The following is a 16,248-nucleotide window of genomic DNA, read 5'->3' as shown; positions in this document are numbered from 1 at the left end:
CATCCAGGCAAAAGCCCGGCGAAATCCGGAGGCGTGGCCGTATTGAAGACGGTTCCCTGCCGGTCCCCGGAAAACGAAATGCGGGAGGCTGAAAAGAGACCGCCCGGGATGCATCTGCGAATGGCGTTTGGGAGGAAAGCGGCGTAGCTTGTCTGCCGGCAGGTGCGGATCGCCCTGCCGGCCGTGGGAGGGGACACCCGGTGAGATCATGACGCGCGCGCAGCAAATCGGTGTCGTTCTCGGCCTGGCGATCGTGACTGCGCTGACGATCCTTCGAGCAAGTGATCCCGGGATCTTCAAGTTGATCCGCGGCGTGACCTTCGACGAGTATCAGCGGCTGGTTCCCAGAACCTTCGAGCCAATGCCGGTCCGCGTGATCGACATCGACGAGGCCTCGCTGCACGAATTCGGCCAATGGCCCTGGCCGCGCGACCGGATGGCCTTGCTGGTGAACCGGCTTTCGGAGATGGGCGCCTCGGCCATCGCCTTCGATATTCTTTTCGCCGAGCCGGACCGGCTGTCACCGCGCAACGTTGTCCGCGAGGTCGCGGGGATAGACCCTGCGCTTGCCGAGAAACTGCCCGACAACGACGAGATATTCGCTCGATCGATTGCCGAAAAACCCGTCATACTCGGCTTCGGCCTTTCCAATGAAGGCAATTACCGGCCGCCGGTGAAGGCGGGCTTTGCCTTTACAGGCGAAAGCCCGGTTTCGGCTCCGCCCTATCTCGGTGCCTCGACGCCGCTGCGGCCGCAATTGGAGACCAACGCGGCGGGACTCGGCCACATCAGCCTCAATCCCGGCAATCCCTCGCCGGTGGTACGGGCGGTCCCTCTGTTCCTGACCGACGGTGAGCAGCTCTATCCGAATCTCGCGATCGAGGCGCTGCGTGTCGCACAAGGGGCATCGACTTATGTGCTATCAGGCGCGCCCGATCGCGCCGGCATCATGACATCGGTAAAGATCGGGGATTTCGTCGTGCCGCTAACCGCGGCGGGCGAGCTCTGGCTCTATGTCACCCCCGACCGGGCGGAGCGTTATATATCCGCCAGGCAGGTGCTTGCGGCCGAAGGGGTCTCTCCAGATGTCGCCGCCGCCATCGATGGCAGCATCGTCTTCGTCGGGACATCGGCGGCCGGCCTGCAGGACATCCGCGTCACCGCGCTCGGCGAGAACGTTCCAGGCGTTTCGCTGCATGCACAGGCCGTCGAGCAGATCCTCTCCGGCCGCTTTCTCTCGCGGCCCGACTGGGCGGACGGTCTGGAAATCCTGATGATCGCCGTGCTTGGATGCCTGCTCGTCGGGGTGACGACCTTCGTCAGTCCCGCCGTCGCGCTGGCCTGCGGCCTGCTGATCACGGCCATGGCGCTGGTGGCGTCTTGGCTTTCGTTTCTTTATGCGGGGCTTCTCCTCGATCCGCTGGCTCCGATCATCAGCGGGTCGATCACCCATTTCGCCTCGACCTCGTTCCGGATCCTGGTAATCGATAGAGAGCGGCGCGAGGTGCGGCGTGCCTTCGGGCATTATCTTTCCCCGTCGCTGCTCCATCGCATCGAGCATTCCCGCGACGCGTTGCGCCTCGGCGGAGACGATCGCGAGCTGACGGTCATGTTCGTCGATGTCAGGAGCTTCACCGAGATCAGCGAGCGGCTGGCGCCGACTGCCGTGGTCGCATTCCTGAATACGTTGCTCGATGCGCTGAGCCGCCATGTAGTAGCCAATGAAGGCACGCTCGACAAGTTTATCGGCGATTCGATCATGGCGTTCTGGAATGCACCCGTCGATGTGGCGGATCATGAAACCAAGGCCGTTCGCGCAGCGCTCGCCATGCGCGAAACGCTGGCCGAACTGAACGCCGGCGACGCTTTCGGCTTCGGATCCGGACAAGAGGTCGGGATCGGCATTGGCATCCATACCGGCCTTGCCTGCGTCGGCAATATGGGCGCCAAGACGCGCTTCAACTATTCGGCCGTCGGCGATGCCGTCAACATTGCGGCGCGGCTGGAATCATGCTGCAAAGAGGTCGGTTTCGATATTCTGATATCAGACAGCACGGCGAGATCGGTGCAGGGAATGGCGCTGATCGAGGCCGGCGCCATTCCGCTCAAGGGGAAGAGCAGCCGAACGCAGATTCTCGCCGTCGTCGGCGACGAACGCGTTGCAGCCTCTGCGGAGTTCGCCGCGCTTGCGGTCGTTCACGAGCAGCTGACGCAGGCGCTGCATTCGCATTCGAAAAACACGCGCAAGCTTATCGGCACGGCAAAGCTCAGGGCGGCGAAAGTGATCGGCGGTCTGGCGGAATTCTACCGGCGGATATCCGGCAGAAGCGATCACTTCCGCGAGGTGCCTGATGGATTCGAGAAGAGCGTCGCCGATTAACGGCATCAGCGGTTGCGATTGAAATTCCGGCCCCTGTCGTGGTTCCTGTCCCCATCACGATCGCGATCTCTATCGTGATCGTGATCGCGATGATGCCCTTGATCGTGATAGTCGTGATCATCATGCTGATCGTGATGTTCATGCCGGCCGCGGCCATCATGCTTGTCGGGTTTATCCGGTTCGTCGTGATGCGGCGTGTCAGGCTTTGTCGGCCGCTCCTTCTGCGGCTCGGCCTGTTTCTGCGGCGGATCCTGCCTCTGCGGCACGGGCGAAGCCGGAGACGGAGGCCGGTTTCTGTCCTTTCTTTCCGGCGCGACGGAGGCCATATTGCAGCCGCCGAGCATGCCGATGCCGCCCGCAAGCCGCTGATTGCCGGAGAGGAAGGGCAGGGCGCGCTCATTTCCGAGCGTCGCGAAGATGCTCGGATCGACCCGGCGCGCCGCCGACATATTGCCGTTCGGCTTGGCCACCACGCAATCGCAGCGCTGCTGCAACTGCCGGCAGCCGCCCGGACCGCAGAAACGGGCAGCACCATTCAGCAGCACGACGGCGGTCGTGCCGTCAGGGCCGACGTAGAAATCGAAAGCGGTGCCGCGTACGCCAATCGTGCCGGCCGGCGTCAGGATCTGGTAGGCCGAGGAGTTGGAACTGCCGCTGACCCAGCGAAATGTGCCCTTTGCCGCCCTGATGGTCAGTTTCTTGACCGATTGGGAATCATCGAAGACATATTTGTCGATGACGACCGACGAACCCCAGCCGACGGCGAGCTTTGTGCCGTCACGAAACAGGAACTGGCCAAGCCCCGATTGCGATGTCTTGATGCGCTCGTTGCGATGAACGCTGGTGTCGACCTCGATAGGACCGCTCTGTCCCGTCACCTCTGTCTTGATGACGACAGCCTGGCCGACCGGCTCGGCGGCGGGTGCCGGCCACGCGCTGCTTAACGCGATGCAAAGCGTCGCGACTGATACTGAGCGCCAACCCCACATGATACACATACCCCACAACATGTGATTGTTAACATTTTAGCAATTGCTTGTCTTCTAACCCTCTTGGGTGAGCGGACCGGCGGGCTGCAAAGCGGAAATTCAAACTCCGACGCCATCCGTCTGAAGCGGCATTCTCTTCAGCGTGTCGAAACCAAAGCTCTCGCGCGTCGCAAAAGAACCGTTGTGCCGCATTTGGATTTGCGATTTGTATGAGCGCGGAAAACAAGCCCTTTCCCGAAGGAGAAGAAGGCGGATGCGGAAATATTCGGTTTTTGCCGTGGCACGGGAGGCCCTTCGCGGCCACAGGGGCTGGGAGAAGCAGTGGACGTCACCGGAGCCGCGCGCCGAATACGACGTCGTCATCATCGGCGCCGGCGGCCACGGGCTGGGTGCTGCCTACTATCTCGCCAAGGAGCACGGCATCACCAATGTGGCGGTGATCGAGAAGGGCTGGCTCGGCGGCGGCAATACCGGGCGCAACACGACCATCATCCGCTCGAACTATCTCTACGAAGAGAGCATGCACATCTACGAGCATTCGATGAAGCTCTGGGAGGGGCTTTCCCAGGAGCTCAACTACAATGTGATGTATTCGCCGCGTGGCGTGATGATGCTCTCGCACAATATTCACGATCAGCAGTCCTTCAAGCGGCATATCCATGCAAACCGGCTCTATGGCATCGACAATGAATGGCTGACGCCGGAACAGGCGAAGGCCTATTGTCCGCCGCTCGATATCTCGGCCAGCGCGCGCTACCCGATCAACGGGGCGGCACTGCAGCGGCGCGGCGGTACGGCGCGGCACGACGCGGTTGCGTGGGGTTATGCGCGGGCCGCCTCAGACCGCGGTGCGCACATCATTCAGAATTGCGAAGTGACCGGCATCCGGCGCGGCGCAGATGGACGGGTGACCGGGGTCGAGACCTCGCGTGGCTTCATCGGCGCCAGGAAGGTGGCGGTGTCGGCAGCCGGCCATACGACCACCGTCATGCAGATGGCTGGCGTGCGCGTGCCGCTGCAATCGAGCCCGCTGCAGGCGCTGGTTTCCGAACCGCTGAAGCCGATCTTTCCCTGCGTCGTCATGTCGAACACGGTGCATGCCTATATCTCCCAGTCCGACAAGGGAGAGCTCGTCATCGGCGCCGGAACCGACCAGTACAATTCCTATTCCCAGACCGGCGGGCTGCAGATCATCACGCACACGCTCGACGCCATCTGCGAACTCTTCCCGATGTTCCGGCGCGTCAAGATGATGCGGCAATGGGGCGGCATCGTCGACAATACGCCGGACCGTTCGGCGATCCAGTCGAAGACGCCGGTTCCCGGGCTCTACGTCAATTGCGGCTGGGGCACCGGCGGCTTCAAGGCGACGCCGGGTTCGGCCAATCTCTTCGCCCATCTGATCGCCCGCGACGAACCGCATAAGTTCAACGCCGGCCTGACGCTGGAACGTTTCCGTAGCGGCCGGCTGATCGACGAGGCTGCTGCGGCGGCGGTGGCGCACTGACGATGGGTGTTTTCGTGCTAACGCTCGCTCCATTCGTCGCTCACCCCCTCATCTGTCTTTCAGGCACCTTCTCCCCGCTGGGGAGAAGTGGAGGAGAAGGAAATCCTACATGCTGCTGATCCATTGCCCTTACTGCCAGGAAGAGCGCTCCGAGCTCGAATTCCGCGGCGCGGGTGACGCGCATATTGCGCGGCCCGCAGATATTGCCTCGATCTCGGACGCGGAATTCGAAGCCTATTTCTTTCTGCGCGACAATCCAAAGGGGCTGATATTCGAACGCTGGCGGCACATCCATGGCTGCGGACGTTTCTTCAATGCAGTCCGCGATACGGTAAGCGACAAGTTCCTCATGACCTATAAGGCCGGTGAGCCGAAGCCTGTGGTCGGCGCTGCTGCCGAGAAGCACGCGCCTGTCGAGACTTATGAAGCCCTGGAAGGAGAGGCGCAATGAGCGGCGTGAACCGTATCGCCGGCAAGGGGCGCCTGACGCCGGCCAAAACTGCGCGCTTCAGCTTCGACGGCAAGAGCTATACGGCGCTCGAAGGGGATACCGTCGCCTCGGCGCTGATTGCCAATGGCGTGCATCTGATCGGCCGCTCGTTCAAATATCACCGGGCTCGCGGTATTCTGTCGGCGGGAGCCGAGGAGCCGAATGCGCTGATCGACGTTTCCCGCGATACGGCGCGCAAGCAGCCGAACGTACGCGCCACCGTGCAGGAAGTCTTCGACGGCATGATCGTCAGCTCGCAGAACCGCTGGCCCTCGCTTGCCTTCGATGTCGGCGCTGTCAACAATCTGATGTCGCCGTTCTTTGCCGCCGGTTTCTACTACAAGACCTTCATGTGGCCACGCGCCGCCTGGAAACACGTCTACGAACCGCTCATCCGCCGCGCCGCCGGCCTCGGCGTCGCACCGACGGAGGAGGATCCAGACCATTATGCCAGCCGCTATGCCCATTGCGATGTGCTGGTGGTCGGCTCCGGCGTTGCCGGGCTTTCGGCAGCGCTGGCCGCGGCCGAGACCGGTGCCCGGGTGATCCTTTGCGACGAGCAGGCGGAAGCCGGCGGGGCGTTGCGCTACGATATCGGCGTGACGATCGACGGACAGGACGGGCATAGCTGGGCCCAGACGGCAGTGGCGCGGCTGAAGGCGATGGACAATGTCGAAGTGCTGGTCCGCACGACCGCCTTCGGTTACTACAATCACAATTTCGTCGGTCTTGCAGAGCGCGTCACCGATCATATCGCCAAACCTTCCCGCGATCTGCCGCGCGAGCGGTTGTGGCAGGTTCGGGCCAAGCGGGTGATCCTCGCCACCGGCGCGATCGAACGGCACATGGTATTTCCGAACAACGACCGGCCGGGCATCATGCTGGCCTCGGCAGGACGGATGTATCTCAATCATTACGGCGTCGCCGTCGGGACCAAGGTCGGCATCTACACGGCGCATGACTCGGCCTACGAGGCGGCCTTCGATCTGAAACGATCAGGTGTTTCGATCGCCGCCATCGTTGACAGCAGGCAGGCGCCGGGAGCAGCGGTGCTGGAAGAGGCGCGTGCACTCGGCATCGATGTTCTGGCCGGCCAATCGGTCGTCAATACGTCGGGGCGGCTACGGATCTCATCGATGACGGTAGCACGCAACGGTGGCGGTTCGCCGCGCAAGATCGCGGTCGATGCGCTCTTGGTTTCGGCCGGCTGGACGCCGTCCGTGCATTTGTTCTCGCAGTCGCGCGGCAAAGTGGCCTTCGATGCCGAAAGCCAGCGTTTCCTCCCCGGCTGCTATGCCCAGGACTGCCTCTCGGTCGGTGCCTGCAACGGCACCGACGACCTGCAGCGGACGATCGAGGAATCGCTTGCCGCCGGCGAACTGATGGCGCAGGCCACCGGCAAAAGCAGCGGCGAGAAGATCGCAATTTCGGCCGAGCAAGCCTATGACTGGACGGGCGGCATGATCGGCGCCGCCGAAGGCGCGGGACCGAAAACCAACGCCAAGGCCTTCATCGATTTCCAGCACGATGTCTGTGCCAAGGATATCCGCCTTGCCGTGCGCGAGGGCATGCATTCGATCGAGCATATCAAACGTTTCACGACCAACGGCATGGCCTCGGACCAGGGCAAGCTCTCCAACATGCATGGCCTGGCGATTGCCGCCGAGATGCTCGGCAAGGAAATCCCGCAGGTCGGGCTCACCACTTTCCGTGCGCCCTATACGCCGGTCACCTATGGTACGCTGGTCGGCCATTCGCGCGGAGAGCTGTTCGATCCAACACGCAAGACGCCGCTGCACGACTGGGAGGAAGCCCATGGGGCGGTCTTCGAGGATGTCGGCAACTGGAAGCGTGCCTGGTTCTATCCGCAGGCCGGCGAGACCATGCACCAGGCGGTCTCTCGCGAATGCCGGACGGCACGCGAGGCGGCCGGTATCTTCGATGCATCGACGCTCGGCAAGATCGAGGTGGTGGGGCCGGATGCAGCGGAATTCCTCAATCTCATCTACACCAATGCCTGGGACACGCTGAAGCCCGGCAAGGCCCGCTACGGCATCATGACCCGCGAAGATGGTTTCGTTTATGACGACGGCGTTGTCGGACGCCTGGCGGACGACCGTTTCCATGTGACGACGACGACCGGCGGCGCGCCGCGCGTTCTCCACCACATGGAAGATTACCTGCAGACGGAATTCCCGCATCTGAAGGTCTGGTTGACCTCGGTAACCGAACAATGGGCTGTCATCGCCGTGCAGGGGCCGAAGGCGCGTGAGATCGTCGCGCCGCTGGTCGAAGGGCTCGATCTTTCGAACGAGGCTTTCTCGCATATGAGCGTTGCCGAGTGCACGGTCTGCGGGGTACCGGCGCGCCTCTTCCGTGTCTCTTTCACCGGCGAAACCGGCTTCGAAATCAACGTGCCGGCCGATTACGGCCAGTCGGTGCTCGAAGCGGTCTGGGCCAACGCCGAACCGCTCGGCGCCTGCGTCTACGGCACGGAGACGATGCACGTTCTTCGCGCCGAGAAGGGCTACATCATCGTCGGACAGGATACGGATGGGACCGTGACACCCGATGACGCCGGACTTTCCTGGGCGGTTTCGAAGAAAAAGACGGATTTCGTCGGCATTCGCGGGTTGAAACGGCCGGATCTTGTCAAGGACGGGCGCAAGCAGCTCGTCGGCCTCGTCACCAAGGACCCGAAGCTGGTGCTGGAAGAAGGCGCGCAGATCGTCGCGAGCCCGAACGAGCCGAAGCCGATGACCATGCTCGGCCACGTCACATCAGCCTATTGGTCGGACAATTGCGACAGGTCGATCGCCTTCGCGCTGGTCGCCGGCGGCAGGGCGCGGATAGGCGAGACACTCTTTGTGCCGATGCCGGACCGGACGATCGCCGTCGAAGTGACGGATCTGGTATTCTTTGACAAGGAAGGTGGCCGCATCCATGGCTGATGTCGCAATTCGCAAGCCGGCGCTTGCCGGCCGTTTCGGTGGCTCCGCAACGGTGCGGCTGACGACCGCACCCACTGCCAGCCGGGTGGCGCTACGTGCGCCGGCAGAATCGCTCGCAGCACTTTCCGCTGCTCTCGGCCTGTCTCTGCCGGCCGCCCCGAAAACATCCGGCCGGGCCGGCGCCCGATCGGCGCTCTGGCTCGGGCCGGACGAATGGCTGGTGATCGACGAGAATGGCACCGACCTGATGGCGGCATTTTCCAGTGCCGGTGCGCTGCATTCGGCGACCGACGTGTCCCACCGCAATATCGGGATCATCGTCTCGGGACCGGGTGCGGAGGCGACGCTTTCGGCTGGTTGCCCGCAGGATCTGTCGCTTGCTTCCTTCCCGGTCGGAGCCGCATCGCGTACGATCCTCGGCAAGGCGGAGATCGTGCTTTTGCGTACGGAAGAAGACACGTTCCGGGTGGAGTGCTGGCGGTCGTTTTCGGATTATGTCTTCGGGCTGTTGAACGAGGCGGCTGAAGACGCGGGGCACTGAGTCTCATTAAATCGTGTGCGTGCGCTCGTTCACGGGGTAAGCAAATGCTGCACCATGCCTCCCTCGGCGTTTCCGACATCGAACGGTCGGCGGCGTTTTACGATGCCGCCCTTGCGGCGCTCGGTTATATCAGGGTCTGGGACGATATCAGGCCGGGGGAAACAGGGCAGGCAATCGGCTACGGCAATCCCGGCGGCGGGGACAAATTGGCGATCAAGCATCGGCCGGATGGCCAGCGGCCGCCCGGTCCGGGCTTTCATCTGGCGTTTGCCGCTCCGAGCCGCCAGGCGGTCGATCGGTTTTATGCGGCAGCAATCGCGCATGGCGGCAGTGATAATGGCCCTCCCGGCCTGCGATCCCATTACGGCGAGCACTATTACGCGGCGTTCGTCATCGATCCCGACGGACATGCTCTCGAAGCCGTGTTCAATTCGGCCGAGTAGCAAAAGCAGTTTTGCTCAAACGTCCTCAGGACGGTCCTTCGGGTCGAATTGGATGATAGTGATCCATTTTGCCGTCAACGCCGGCTTCTTCTCGTTTTCGATCTCGATTGTGACATCATAAGTGGTCATCAGCATGCCGGCGCCGCGGAAGCGGGCGTCGGAGAGCAGGAAGCGGCCGCGGACGCGGGCGCCACTCTTCACCGGCGTCATGAAGCGGACGCGCTCGAAGCCGTAGTTGATGCCCATGGTCTGCTCGCGCACTTTCGGCAGGCAGTTGTAGTTCATCGTCGACAGCAGAGACAGTGTCAGGAAGCCGTGGGCGATGGTGCCGCCGAAGGGGCTCTCGGCGGCCGCGCGCGCGGGATCAACGTGGATGAATTGATGGTCGTCAGTCGCCGCCGCGAAAGCGTCGATCATCGACTGGTCGACGGTGATCCAATCCGATAGGCCCGTTTCCATGCCGATCAATCCCCGCACGTCGGAGAGTGAAATTTCCGTGACCATGAATTCCTCGTGAAACAAGCCGCCGCGGCAAAGCCTTATCGTGCATTTGTGACGATTGCGACAAGGATTTGCGCAAGCGAGGGCAGGCGGTCAATTTTCTACGAAAAAGGCGACGGAGCGTGGCTCGACGGCTGCACCATTGCCGGCTTTCTTCGTTCCATCCCGCGTCAACTGGCGCCAGCCCGGTTCGCCCCGGGAAGGCAGCGTGAAAAATTGGCGGCTCTGCGAGCGGTTGAAAAGCACGCCAAGCCGGGTCTGCCTGCCGCGTGCGGAGCGGTCCCCGGTCGTCAGCAGCATGCCGAGGATGGACAGCGACGGCGTCTCCCATTCGGCGACGGTCATCGGTTCGCCGGAGAGCGAAATCCATTCGATATCGCCGTTTCCTGACAGGAAACCCGTTTCGGAGAAGACGGTGAAGCGGCGGCGCAGCTCTGCAACGAAGGCGGTGTGGGCGATGAGATCCCCGTCCAACGCCTCCCAGTCCAGCCAGGTGATCTCGTTGTCCTGGCAATAGGCGTTGTTGTTGCCGCGCTGGCTGCGGCCGCCCTCGTCGCCCGCTGTCAGCATGAGGCTGCCGCGGGTGGCAAAGAGGGTTGATATCAGCGCCATCACATCGTCGCGGCGACGCTTGCGGATCGTCGGATAGACGGTTTCCCCCTCGACGCCGTTGTTCCAGGAGTGGTTCTCGTTATGGCCGTCGCGATTGTGTTCGCCGTTGGCGTCGTTATGCTTTCCGGCGTAGGAGACGAGATCGATCAGCGTGAAGCCGTCATGGGCGGCGAGGAAATTGACACTGCGCGTTTCCTTGCCGTCGTTGCGGGAGAAGATGTCGGAGGAGCCGGCGAGTGCGGTTGCCAGGGCGCCGGTCTTCCAATCGTCGCCGCGCCAGTAGCAGCGCAGGTCGTCGCGAACCCGGTCGTTCCATTCGACGAAGGGCGTTGGGAAATTGCCGAGCTGGTAACCGCCCGGGCCGATATCCCAGGGCTCGGCGATCATGATGCGGTCGGCAAGCACATCGTCGGAGAGGATCGCGGCCAATGTTCCCCCGTCGCGCTCGAAGCCTGTCGCGGTGCGGCCGAGCACTGGGGCCAGATCGAAGCGAAAACCGTCGACCCCGGCATTGAGCACAAAATGGCGCAGGCTGTCGATGACGAGACGGCGGACCTCGGGATGATCGCAGGCGATCGTGTTGCCGGTGCCTGTGTCGTTGACGAGTTCGCTCGGCCAATTCTGGGCGTGGCGATAATAATGCAGGTTGTCGAGGCCGCGCAGCGACAGCGTCGCGCCGTACCGGTCGCTCTCGCCGGTATGGTTGAAGACGAGGTCGAGGATGACGGCGATACCTTCGGCATGGAGGGTCGCGACCGTCTCGCGCAATTCCGTCATGCCGCCGGGGACGAGCCGCGGATCGAGCGCCATGAAGGCGACGGGATTGTAGCCCCAGCCGTTGGTGAGGCCGAGTGGCGGCAGGTGGCGTTCGTCGATCCAGGCAGTGATCGGCATCAGTTCGACGGCATCGACGCCGATCCGCTTCAGGTGCGCGACGACGGAGGGATGGGCAAGCGCTGCGACCGTGCCGCGCTGAGCCTCCGGCACGTCGGGATGAAGAATGGTGAAGGGCCGCACCGCCACCTCATAGATAAAACCGCCCGGCTTGAAGAGCGGCTTGCTGATCGCGGCTGGGGTATCGGTGGTGACGATCGCCTTCGGCATCAGATCCTGGCTGTCCTCGCCATAGATGCCGAGGCGTGGATCGTAGCGGAACGGCCTATCGATCTCCTTGGCGTAGGGATCGATCAGCAGTTTGGAAGGATCGTACCAAAGGCCGTTATCAGGTGCATAGATACCATCGGCGCGATAGCCGTAGCGCGCGCCCTGCTTCAGTCCGTCGACAAACAGATGATGGAAGTAGTTACTGTCGCGCGCCATTGGCAGGCGCGCGAATTCCCTGTTGCCGTCACCCTCGAAGAGGCAGAGTTCGATCTGTGCGGCATGATGCGACCACACGGCAAATTCGACGCCGGTCTCGAAGACGATCGCGCCGGCTCGCGCCGAACTGCTTCCCCGCATGTTTCCCCCGGATCAGGTGATCACGGTTGGCGCATCGCGTCCCGTGCGTTCCCGAATGCTGGCAATGCTTTCGGCGGCCGCGATCAAATCGGCGAGCGCTTCCTGCGTTTCGATGTTATGGCGAGTCGAATCCGGCTCGTAACGCTCGATATAGACACGCAAGGTTGCGCCAGACGTGCCGGTGCCGGACAAGCGGAAGACGACGCGGGAGCCGCCCTCGAAGAGCACACGGATACCTTGATGTTCGCTCACCGACTTGTCGATCGGATCGTGATAGGCGAAGTCGTCGGCCTTCTCGACCTTCAGGTTGCCGAAGCTCTTGCCGGGCAGGGTGGACAGTTGGCTGCGAAGATTGTCCACCAGGCCGTTCGCCGCATCGGTGTCGAGGCCTTCGTAATCATGTCGCGAATAATAATTGCGGCCATAGGTCTGCCAGTGCTGGGTGACGATATCGGCGACGCTCTCGCCGCGCACGGCAAGAATGTTCAGCCATAGAAGCACGGCCCAGAGGCCATCCTTTTCGCGGACGTGATTGGAACCCGTGCCGGAGCTTTCCTCGCCGCAGATCGTCGCCATGCCGGCGTCGAGCAGGTTGCCGAAGAACTTCCAGCCGGTCGGCGTTTCATACATGCCGATGCCGCGCTTTTCGGCGACGCGGTCGGCCGCACCGGATGTCGGCATCGAGCGGGCGATGCCGGCGAGGCCGCCGGAATAGCCGGGAGCGAGATTGGCGTTTGCGGCAAGGATCGCCAGGCTATCGGAAGGTGTGACGAAGATGCCCCGGCCGATGATCAGGTTGCGGTCGCCGTCGCCGTCGGAGGCGGCGCCGAAATCGGGCGCGTCATCGCCCATCATCTCATCGAAGAGTTCCTTGCAGTGAACCGGGTTCGGGTCCGGATGATGGCCGCCGAAATCCGGAAGCGGCATGAAGTTACGCACCGAGCCCGAGGGAGCGCCAAGACGATTCTCGAAGATTTCCTTGGCATAGGGGCCGGTAACGGCGCTCATCCCATCGAAAGCAATGCGGAAGCCGAGGCTGATCAGGTTGCGGATGGCGCCGAAATCGAACAGTTCTTCCATCAGCGCGGCATAGTCCTCGACCGGATCGATCACCGAGAGGATCGTGCCGCCGGGAAGCTCGTCCTTGCCGATGCGGTCGAGATTGACATCGGCGAAATCGGCGATCTTGTAGCTGTCGATCGTCTTGGAGCGCGCATAGATCGCGTCGGTGATCTTTTCCGGCGCCGGGCCGCCATTGTTGATGTTGTATTTGATGCCGAAGTCTTCGGTCGGGCCGCCGGGATTGTGGCTGGCGGAGAGGATGATGCCGCCGAAAGCCTTGTATTTGCGAATGATGTGGGAAGCGGCCGGCGTCGACAGGATACCGCCCTTGCCGACCATGACCTTGCCGAAGCCATTGGCGGCGGCCATCTTGACCGCCTTTTGGATGACCTCGCGATTGTAGTAGCGTCCGTCGCCGCCGATGACCAGGCACTTGCCCTGATAGCCTTCCAGCGAATCGAAGATCGACTGGATGAAGTTCTCCGCATAGTTCGGCTGCTGGAAAACCGGAACCTTCTTGCGCAGGCCCGACGTGCCGGGCTTCTGGTCCAGATAGGGCGTGGTGGGGACGGACTTGATCATTTTAGGTCACATGCCTTTCGAGACGAGGCTTGAATAGAGGGCAGCGTAGCGTTCGGCGCTCTTCTCCCAGGAGACATCCGATTTCATGCCCTGCTTTTGCAATTGGGTCCAGAGTTTTCGGTCCTGGTAAAAATGCATCGCACGGCGGATTGCCTGTAGCATGCCCGTTTCTGTCACGGGGGCAAATTGTATGCCGGTTGCCACTTTCGCCGCAAGTGCGGCATGATTGGCGTCGATCACGGTGTCGTTCAACCCGCCGGTGCGGGCGACGATCGGCACGCAGCCGTAGCGCAGGCCGTAAAGCTGGGTCAGGCCGCAGGGCTCAAAACGCGAGGGGATGATGATCGCATCGCAGCCGGCCTGCATCAGGTGCGACATCGGCTCGTTATAGCCAATCGAGACGCCGATGCGACCGGGGTGACGGTTGGCGGAAGCGAGCAGCGCGCCTTCCAGCGCGGCTTCGCCGGAGCCGAGCACAACGAGCTTGCCGCCCATGGCGACGATCTCGTCGGCGACGTTGGCGACGACATCCATGCCCTTCTGCCAGGTGAGACGGCTGATGACGCAGAAGATCGGGGCGTCGTCATTGTCGAGACCGAAGAATTCGGCGATCGACCGACGGTTCTCCTCGCGGTTCCTCAGCGTCGTCGGGCCGTAATGGGTGTGGACGACAGGGTCGGTCGCCGGGTTCCAGATATCGGTGTCGATGCCGTTGACGATGCCGTGCAGATCGTCGATGCGGCTGGCGATGACGCCTTCGAGCCCCATGCCGAATTCCGACGTCAGGATCTCGTCGGCATAGGTGGGGCTGACTGTCGTGATCGCATGGGCGGTCTTCAGCCCGCCCTTGAGGAAGCCGACAGTGCCGTAATATTCGATGCTTTCGGTGGCGAAGGCATGGGCGGGCAGGCGCAGGCCGGGGAAGATCTCGGAACCGAACTGGCCCTGGAAGGCGATGTTGTGGATGGTCAGAACGCTCGGCAATTCCGGCGTCGGGTAGTAACGCATATAGACCGAGGTCAGCGCCGCCTGCCAGTCGTGGGTGTGGACGAGATCCGGCCGCCAGCCGGGCAGCAGACCGGCCGCGATCTCGGAGGCGGCAAGCGACAGGGCGGCGAAACGGCGCCAGTTGTCGGGATAGTCCTTGCCGAGCGGATCGAGATAGGGCCCGCCCGGCCTGTCGTAATAGGCCGGCGCATCGAGGATGAGCAGATCGAGGCCCTCGTGCTCAACCTCGAGCACGGTCGCCCGCTCACCGAGCAGGTCGGGGAATTCGAGCCTGACGACGGCGTCGCGAATGACCTTCATGACGGCGGGATAGCCGGGCAAAAGGGTCTTGGTCTCGACCCCGAAAGCTTTCAGAGTAATCGGCAGGGCGCCGGACACATCGGCCAGACCCCCTGTCTTGATTAAAGGGAAGACTTCGGACGAAACCGAAAGAACTTTCATAAGTCAGATATCCAGCTTGTCGATCATCGGTTGCGTGATCAGGCAGATGCCGCTTTCCGTCCGCCGGAAGCGCTTGGCATCGAGCTCGGCATCCTCGCCGACAACCAGGCCTTCCGGAATAATAACACCATGGTCGATCACGACATTCTTGAGCTGCGCGCGCCGTCCGATCTTCACGTTCGGCAGAATGACCGCTCCTTCCATCTTGGAGAAGGAGTTCGCCCTGACACCGGTGAAGAGCAGGCTGTTGTTGAGCATGGCGCCCGAGATGATGCAATCGCCAGACACAACGGAGGAGGTGGCCGAGCCGCGGCGATCTTCGTCGTCATGGACGAATTTGGCCGGTGGGGTGATCTCGGCATAGGTCCAGATCGGCCAAGACTTGTCGTAGATGTCGAGCTCTGGAACGATCGCCGTCAGGTCGATATTGGCCTGCCAATAGGCGTCGATCGTGCCGACGTCGCGCCAGTAGGGCTCGTGCTCGAAATCGGAACGGACGCAGGACTTGGCGAAGCGGTGGGCGACCGCCTTACCGTTGTTGACTATATAGGGGATGATGTCCTTGCCGAAGTCGCGGCTCGACGTCGGGTCGGCGGCGTCGCGGCGCAGCGCATCGAGCAGGAACTTGGTGTGGAAGACGTAGATGCCCATCGAGGCGAGGGCGAAATCCGGCTTGTCGGGAATGGGCGGCGGATCGGCCGGTTTCTCGACGAAGGCGATGATCTCGTCCTTGTCGTTGACATGCATGACGCCGAAGCCGACCGCTTCCATGCGCGGTACTTCCAGGCACCCGATCGTGACGTCGGCGCCGGAATCGACGTGCTGCTGCAGCATCCATTCATAGTCCATCTTGTAGACGTGGTCGCCGGCAAGAATGACCATGTATTCGACGCCGTAATCCTGGATGATGTCGATGTTCTGATAGACGGCGTCGGCCGTGCCTTCATACCATTGCGTCTCGGAGACGCGTTGGCTGGCCGGCAGAATATCGAAGCTTTCGTTGCGCTCGGGGCGGAAGAAGTTCCAGCCGCGCTGCATGTGGCGGATCAGCGAATGCGCCTTGTATTGCGTGGCAACGCCAATGCGGCGGATGCCGGAATTCAGGGCATTCGACAAAGCGAAATCGATGATGCGGGCCTTGCCGCCGAAATAAACGGCCGGCTTGGCACGCCGGTCGGTGAGTTCCTTGAGACGGCTTCCCCTGCCGCCCGCCAGAACATAAGCCATTGCATCGCGGGCAAGTGGCTGAACGCGCTTTTCTACCATTTTCTCCTCCCACC

General features: G+C 62.4%; 12 protein-coding genes. 6 read left to right on the top strand and 6 right to left on the bottom strand.

Features of this window, described 5'->3' with window-relative positions:
- Positions 1-208: 208 nt before the first annotated feature.
- The gene (locus N1937_RS18995; protein WP_260056748.1) at positions 209-2,380 is read left to right on the top strand and encodes a CHASE2 domain-containing protein; all 2,172 of its coding nucleotides are present in this window, start codon (positions 209-211) and stop codon (positions 2,378-2,380) included.
- A gap of 5 nt (positions 2,381-2,385) precedes the next feature.
- Here the strand turns inward: N1937_RS18995 and N1937_RS18990 are convergent, their stop codons facing one another.
- On the bottom strand, positions 2,386-3,369 hold the full coding sequence (locus tag N1937_RS18990) for a FecR family protein (RefSeq protein ID WP_260056747.1): 984 nt from the start codon (positions 3,367-3,369) through the stop codon (positions 2,386-2,388).
- A gap of 253 nt (positions 3,370-3,622) precedes the next feature.
- Here N1937_RS18990 and N1937_RS18985 point away from each other — a divergent pair, with 253 nt between their 5' ends.
- From N1937_RS18985 to N1937_RS18965, 5 genes are all read left to right on the top strand, one after another.
- Entirely contained in the window at positions 3,623-4,876 is a 1,254-nt protein-coding gene (locus tag N1937_RS18985; protein ID WP_260056746.1) for a sarcosine oxidase subunit beta family protein, read from the top strand.
- Positions 4,877-4,985: 109 nt separating this feature from the next.
- Positions 4,986-5,327 carry a sarcosine oxidase subunit delta gene (locus N1937_RS18980; RefSeq protein WP_017967899.1) on the top strand — a complete coding sequence of 114 codons (342 nt, stop codon included), beginning with the start codon at positions 4,986-4,988 and terminating at the stop codon, positions 5,325-5,327.
- Entirely contained in the window at positions 5,324-8,317 is a 2,994-nt protein-coding gene (locus N1937_RS18975; protein ID WP_260056745.1) for a sarcosine oxidase subunit alpha, read from the top strand. Before N1937_RS18980 ends, N1937_RS18975 begins: the two co-directional genes overlap by 4 nt.
- Positions 8,310-8,858, top strand: coding sequence for a sarcosine oxidase subunit gamma (locus tag N1937_RS18970; RefSeq protein ID WP_170277067.1), 549 nt, complete (start codon positions 8,310-8,312; stop codon positions 8,856-8,858). The genes N1937_RS18975 and N1937_RS18970 overlap by 8 nt, the downstream gene beginning before the upstream one ends.
- Before the next feature lie 44 nt (positions 8,859-8,902).
- Positions 8,903-9,301: a VOC family protein gene (locus tag N1937_RS18965; RefSeq protein WP_017967896.1), complete on the top strand. Its 399-nt coding sequence runs from the start codon at positions 8,903-8,905 to the stop codon at positions 9,299-9,301.
- Positions 9,302-9,316: 15 nt separating this feature from the next.
- On the opposite strand, the gene N1937_RS18960 is transcribed toward N1937_RS18965, so the two are convergent.
- From N1937_RS18960 to glgC, 5 genes are all read right to left on the bottom strand, one after another.
- Positions 9,317-9,805, bottom strand: coding sequence for a MaoC family dehydratase (locus tag N1937_RS18960; protein ID WP_164564032.1), 489 nt, complete (start codon positions 9,803-9,805; stop codon positions 9,317-9,319).
- A 90-nt stretch (positions 9,806-9,895) separates the two neighbouring features.
- Positions 9,896-11,875: a glycogen debranching protein GlgX gene (gene glgX, locus N1937_RS18955; protein WP_260056744.1), complete on the bottom strand. Its 1,980-nt coding sequence runs from the start codon at positions 11,873-11,875 to the stop codon at positions 9,896-9,898.
- Positions 11,876-11,887: 12 nt separating this feature from the next.
- On the bottom strand, positions 11,888-13,519 hold the full coding sequence (locus N1937_RS18950) for an alpha-D-glucose phosphate-specific phosphoglucomutase (RefSeq protein ID WP_017967893.1): 1,632 nt from the start codon (positions 13,517-13,519) through the stop codon (positions 11,888-11,890).
- 6 nt (positions 13,520-13,525) lie between these two features.
- Entirely contained in the window at positions 13,526-14,968 is a 1,443-nt protein-coding gene (gene glgA / locus N1937_RS18945; protein ID WP_260056743.1) for a glycogen synthase GlgA, read from the bottom strand.
- 3 nt (positions 14,969-14,971) lie between these two features.
- The gene (glgC, locus tag N1937_RS18940) at positions 14,972-16,234 is read right to left on the bottom strand and encodes a glucose-1-phosphate adenylyltransferase (protein ID WP_017967891.1); all 1,263 of its coding nucleotides are present in this window, start codon (positions 16,232-16,234) and stop codon (positions 14,972-14,974) included.
- Positions 16,235-16,248 lie beyond the last annotated feature (14 nt).

Source organism: Rhizobium sp. WSM4643 (assembly GCF_025152745.1).
Lineage (GTDB): Bacteria > Pseudomonadota > Alphaproteobacteria > Rhizobiales > Rhizobiaceae > Rhizobium > Rhizobium leguminosarum_I.
This window is presented reverse-complemented; position numbering and strand designations above follow the sequence as displayed.

Excerpts from the sequence above, each read along its gene's own strand:
- glgC (WP_017967891.1), bottom strand. The coding sequence starts at position 16,234 with ATGGTAGAAAAGCGCGTTCAGCCACTTGCCCGCGATGCAATGGCTTAT.
- N1937_RS18985 (WP_260056746.1), top strand. The coding sequence starts at position 3,623 with ATGCGGAAATATTCGGTTTTTGCCGTGGCACGGGAGGCCCTTCGCGGC.
- N1937_RS18965 (WP_017967896.1), top strand. The coding sequence starts at position 8,903 with ATGCTGCACCATGCCTCCCTCGGCGTTTCCGACATCGAACGGTCGGCG.
- N1937_RS18990 (WP_260056747.1), bottom strand. The coding sequence starts at position 3,369 with ATGTGGGGTTGGCGCTCAGTATCAGTCGCGACGCTTTGCATCGCGTTA.
- N1937_RS18995 (WP_260056748.1), top strand. The coding sequence starts at position 209 with ATGACGCGCGCGCAGCAAATCGGTGTCGTTCTCGGCCTGGCGATCGTG.
- N1937_RS18980 (WP_017967899.1), top strand. The coding sequence starts at position 4,986 with ATGCTGCTGATCCATTGCCCTTACTGCCAGGAAGAGCGCTCCGAGCTC.
- N1937_RS18975 (WP_260056745.1), top strand. The coding sequence starts at position 5,324 with ATGAGCGGCGTGAACCGTATCGCCGGCAAGGGGCGCCTGACGCCGGCC.
- glgA (WP_260056743.1), bottom strand. The coding sequence starts at position 14,968 with ATGAAAGTTCTTTCGGTTTCGTCCGAAGTCTTCCCTTTAATCAAGACA.
- N1937_RS18950 (WP_017967893.1), bottom strand. The coding sequence starts at position 13,519 with ATGATCAAGTCCGTCCCCACCACGCCCTATCTGGACCAGAAGCCCGGC.
- N1937_RS18970 (WP_170277067.1), top strand. The coding sequence starts at position 8,310 with ATGGCTGATGTCGCAATTCGCAAGCCGGCGCTTGCCGGCCGTTTCGGT.
- glgX (WP_260056744.1), bottom strand. The coding sequence starts at position 11,875 with ATGCGGGGAAGCAGTTCGGCGCGAGCCGGCGCGATCGTCTTCGAGACC.
- N1937_RS18960 (WP_164564032.1), bottom strand. The coding sequence starts at position 9,805 with ATGGTCACGGAAATTTCACTCTCCGACGTGCGGGGATTGATCGGCATG.